This window comes from Diaphorobacter sp. LR2014-1 (assembly GCF_002916785.1).
Classification (GTDB): domain Bacteria; phylum Pseudomonadota; class Gammaproteobacteria; order Burkholderiales; family Burkholderiaceae_C; genus Diaphorobacter; species Diaphorobacter nitroreducens.
Window position 1 is genome coordinate 1 of the sequence record NZ_MTBE01000077.1, and the last position, 4,534, is coordinate 4,534.

At 64.1% G+C, this 4,534-nt stretch carries 5 protein-coding genes and 1 pseudogene; all 6 read left to right on the forward strand.

Features of this window, described 5'->3' with window-relative positions; all coding sequences use genetic code 11:
* The first annotated feature begins 66 nt into the window (after window positions 1-66).
* The 6 genes and pseudogenes from BV908_RS21765 (at window position 67) to istB (ending at window position 4,417) form a co-directional block, all read left to right on the forward strand.
* On the forward strand, window positions 67-1,029 hold the full coding sequence (locus BV908_RS21765) for an IS5 family transposase (protein WP_103737652.1): 963 nt from the start codon (window positions 67-69) through the stop codon (window positions 1,027-1,029).
* Window positions 1,026-1,154, forward strand: coding sequence for a hypothetical protein (locus BV908_RS22940; protein ID WP_255352815.1), 129 nt, complete (start codon window positions 1,026-1,028; stop codon window positions 1,152-1,154). The genes BV908_RS21765 and BV908_RS22940 overlap by 4 nt, the downstream gene beginning before the upstream one ends.
* Before the next feature lie 150 nt (window positions 1,155-1,304).
* Window positions 1,305-1,490, forward strand: a complete 186-nt coding sequence (locus tag BV908_RS22885) for an Arm DNA-binding domain-containing protein (RefSeq protein ID WP_246867576.1) — start codon at window positions 1,305-1,307, stop codon at window positions 1,488-1,490.
* A 59-nt stretch (window positions 1,491-1,549) separates the two neighbouring features.
* A complete protein-coding gene (locus BV908_RS21770; RefSeq protein ID WP_103739192.1) occupies window positions 1,550-1,999 on the forward strand; it encodes a hypothetical protein in 450 nt (149 codons plus the stop codon).
* Between the two features lie 98 nt (window positions 2,000-2,097).
* A pseudogene (istA, locus tag BV908_RS21775) lies at window positions 2,098-3,643 on the forward strand (IS21 family transposase).
* 36 nt (window positions 3,644-3,679) lie between these two features.
* Entirely contained in the window at window positions 3,680-4,417 is a 738-nt protein-coding gene (gene istB, locus BV908_RS21780) for an IS21-like element helper ATPase IstB (RefSeq protein ID WP_011805003.1), read from the forward strand.
* Window positions 4,418-4,534 lie beyond the last annotated feature (117 nt).

Here is a 4,534-nt window from a genome sequence, read left to right on the forward strand (position 1 = left end):
GGAAATCCTGCAAAACCCCGAACGCAGTCTGCTAGAAGCCAGGAAGTCATGGCATCCTCCCCGCCCATGAAGCAAAGCAGCCTTGACCTGAACCTGAGCACCAAAAAGACCCGCAAGCAAGAACTGCTGATCCAGATGGATTTGGTGGTTCCCTGGGCTGCTCTGGTCGAACTCATTGCGCCCTATTACCCCGAAGGCAAGAACGGCCGCCCACCCTTTGCCCTGGAGACCATGCTGCGCATCCACTGCATGCAGCAGTGGTTCACCCTGTCAGATCTGGCGATGGAAGAGGCCTTCTTTGACACCCCGATCTACCGGGAGTTTGCAAGTCTTGATGCCCATGGGAGGGTGCCTGACGAGAGCACCATCCTGAGGTTTCGTCATCGGCTGGAGAAACACAAGCTGGCCGAGCAGATTCTGGCCACTGTCAACGAGCTTCTGGCAGCCCAGGGCTTGCTGCTCAAGGCAGGCACTGCGGTCGATGCCACACTGATCGCAGCGCCTAGCTCTACCAAGAACAAGGACAGAAAGCGCGATCCAGAGATGCATTCGAGCCAAAAGGGCAACGAATGGCACTTTGGCATGAAGGCCCATATCGGCGTGGATGCGGACTCGGGACTCGTGCATACCGTCATAGGCACCTCGGGTAACGTGGCCGACGTTGTAGAGGGCAACAGCTTGCTGCACGGGCAGGAGACAGACGGGTTTGGTGATGCGGGCTACCAAGGTATCGACAAGCGCCCGGATGCCAAGGAGGCAGTGCGGTGGCACATCGCGATGCGCCCAGGCAAACGCAGAGCGCTGGACAAAGAGAACAACCCCGTTGACGCGCTGATAGACCAAGTGGAGAAGATCAAGGCGAGCATCCGTGCCAAGGTGGAGCATCCCTTCAGGGTGATCAAACGACAGTTTGGATACACCAAGGTGCGCTACCGGGGATTGAAGAAGAACACGTTGCAGCTCAAGACGCTGTTTGCGCTGTCCAATCTTTGGATGGTGCGCCATCAATTGCTGGAGGCGCAGGGATGAGTGCCCCTGAAATCAGGCAAATGGCCGCAAAGGCGGTGCAGATGGCCCGCAAGGGCGTGGAAAGTGGTGCGAAGACCCAGGCTAAACGCCATCCATCGCACTATCTGAAACCGGTGACCTTGTAGCACTTACGCATTCGAGTTATTCAGGGCATCCTTAGGCTGATTTAAGCCGTCACAAGCAGTCATAGGCAATCTTTACAGCGCACGGACTGCGGGGGAACAATCTGGGGGAACGAGGCAAATTCATTGCCTTTGCTCTGAATCTGTTCCCCCATGCTGACAGAAATCGCTTGTAAATCAACCACTTGCCCTCCTGATAAGCCGCGCGCCCGCTTTGCCGATGCTGGTGGCCTGTACCTGGAAGTCACCCCAACGGTTCCAAGCGCTGGTTTTGGAAGTACCGTTCCGTCGGCAAGGAAAAGCGCCTTGCGCTTGGCAACTATCCCGAAGTCACGCTGAAGCAGGCCCGCTTCGCACGCGATGACGCCCGCAAGCTGCTTTCCACAGGCGCAGACCCTGTGCAGCAACGCAAGGTGGCCAAGGCGACAGCCCGCGTCAGTAGCGCAAACACCTATGAAGCGATTGCCCGCGAGCTGCACGGCCTGAAGGAACGTGAGTGGAGCGCCGCCTATGCTGGCAAGTGGCTGCGCATGTCCGAAGCGAACCTGTTCCCCTACATCGGCCCCCTGCCCCTGGACAGCATCACGCCCCCGCTGATCTTGGACACCCTGCGCCGCGTGGAGAAGCAGGGAAAACGGGAAACCGCCCATTCGCTGCGCCAGTACGCGGGCCAGACATTCCGCTACGCCATCGCCACGGGCCGCGCCACCGCAGACCCTACCGCCCCTCTCAAAGACGCTCTGCAAGCCGTGCTGGTGCGCCATGCGTATTCCACGCGATGGCGGACACGATTCCATGCTGATGGCGGACAGTGTTCCAGCGTGATGGCGGACACCGTTCCACGCTGAAGGCGGACAGCATTCCAAACTGATGGCGGACACCTGCGGGGTGTTCCGAGTGACCCGAACGCGGCATACGCTGCCCGGTTTTTTGACCGGAACCAGCGATGCCCACACCCAGGGTCACCATGAGCAAACTACGACACACACTGCAACTGCTGCACCGCGGGGCCTTGAGCACCCGTCAAATCGGTGCCGCTNCTCGGCATCTCCAAATCCACTGTCAGCGAGATAGCCAGCTACGCGCGCGTGGCCGGCGTGGACTGGGCACTGGCCCAGAGCCTGAACGACGACGAACTCCAGGCCCGGCTCTACAAGCCACCCGTGGCGCGCGAGTCCCGGCACCTTGAACCCGACCACGCCCACATCCACCGCGAACTGCGCCGACCTGGCGTGACGCTGCAGTTGCTTTGGGAGGAATACCAGCAACAGCACAGCGGGCAGGCGTACAAGTACAGCGCCTTCTGCGAGAAGTACAAGGCCTGGGCCCGGCGCCTGCAGCGCTCCATGCGCCAGACCCACACGGGCGGTGACAAGCTCTTTGTGGACTACGCCGGCCAGACCGTTCCCGTGGTGGATGCTGACACTGGCGAGATACGCCAGGCCCAGGTCTTCGTGGCCGTGCTGGGCGCATCGAACTACACCTACGCCTGCGCCACCGCCAGCCAGAAGGCCACCGACTGGGTGGCCAGCATCATTAGCGCGCTGGAGTTCATCGGCGGCGTGCCCCGCCTGCTGGTGCCTGACCAGCCGCGCGCCCTCATGGCCCGACCCGACCGTTACGAGCCCACCGCGCACCGCCTGCTCGAAGAGCTCTGTGCGCACTACAGCCTGGCCGTGATGCCCGCGCGCCCGGCCAAGCCACGCGACAAACCCAAGGTGGAGGTCGCTGTGCAGGTGGTCGAGCGCTGGATTCTGGCCAGGCTGCGCCACCAGACCTTCTTCAGCCTGGCCGAGCTCAACCGGGCGATTGCCGCCTTGCTGGTGGACTTGAACCAGCGCGCGTTCAAGAAGCTGCCGGGCAACCGCACTAGCGCCTTCGCCGAACTCGACCGGCCAGCCCTGCGCCCCCTGCCGCCGGTGCGCATGCCCATCGCGCGCTTCAAACCCGCCCGCGTCAACATCGATTACCACGTTGAGCTCGATGGCCACTACTACTCGGTGCCCCACGCCCTGGTGGGTGAGCCGGTGGAGTTGCGCATCACGGCCGGCACGCTCGAAGTCCTGCACGGCAGCAAACGCGTGGCCGCCCACGCCCTCAATCCCCGACGGGGTGCACACACCACCACGCCCGAGCACATGCCGGCCTCGCACCGGGCGCACCTGCAGTGGACGCCGGCCAAGCTCATCGCCTGGGGTGAGCGCGTGGGCGCGGCCACCGCCGCCGTGGTGCGCTGGCAGATGGAGCACCGCCAGCATCCCGAGCAGGGTTACCGCTCCTGTCTGGGCCTCATGCGCCTGGGCCGTGAGTACGGGGCTGACCGGCTGGAGGCCGCCTGTGCGCGGGCGCAGTCGATTCGCTCACCGTCCTACAAGAGCATCGCCTCCATCCTGGGCTGCGGCCTGGACCAGCGGCCGCTGGATGCGCCGATGGCCGCACAGGCGAGCCTGCCGCTGCACGAGAACGTGCGCGGGCCGGGCTACTACCACTGAACTCCAACGTGCAAGCAAACCTAACAAGGAAGAACCATGCTCAACGAACAGACCTTGAACCAACTGCGCGCCCTGCGCCTGGACGGCATGGTGGCCGCCCTCAGCGACGCGGCCACCCACATCACGGCCAGCGAGCTGCCCTTTGAACAACGCCTGGCGCTGCTGGTGCAGCGCGAGGTGGACTGGCGTGACAGCAAGCGCCTGGAGCGCCTGTTGAAGGCGGCCCGCCTGAAGGTCTCCAGTGCCTGCCTGGAGGACATCGACTGGCGCGCCAGCCGGGGCCTGAGCCGAGAGGTCATCACCAGCCTGGCCGGCGGGGACTGGCTGCGCCATGGCCACAACGTGCTGCTCACCGGCGCCACCGGGTGCGGCAAGACGTGGCTCGCCTGCGCACTGGGGCAGCAGGCCGCGCGCCTGGGCTTCTCGGTGCTCTACACCCGCGCGCCACGGCTGCTGCAGGAGCTGCACGTGGCCCACGGCGATGGCAGCCTGGGCAAACGGCTGGCGCAACTGGCGCGGCTGGACCTGCTCATCCTGGACGACTTCGGCATCGCGCCGATTGCCGCGCACGAGCGAAACGACCTGCTGGAATTGCTGGACGACCGGGTGGGCACGCGCTCGACGCTCATCACCAGCCAGTTGCCGGTGACGGCCTGGCACGCCTGGCTGGACGAGCCCACGCTGGCCGACGCCATCCTGGACCGCATCGTGCACGGCTCGCACAAGATAGCCCTCAAGGGCGAGTCGATGCGCAAGCTCACCAAGGCCGTCTGAGCCGGCCGCGCCGACCGCCATTCCACGCTGATGGCGGACACTTCGGCTACGATTTGAGCGTCACTCAGGACACCCGCGCAACGTGTCCGCCATCGCCTGGAACGCTGTCCGCGATGG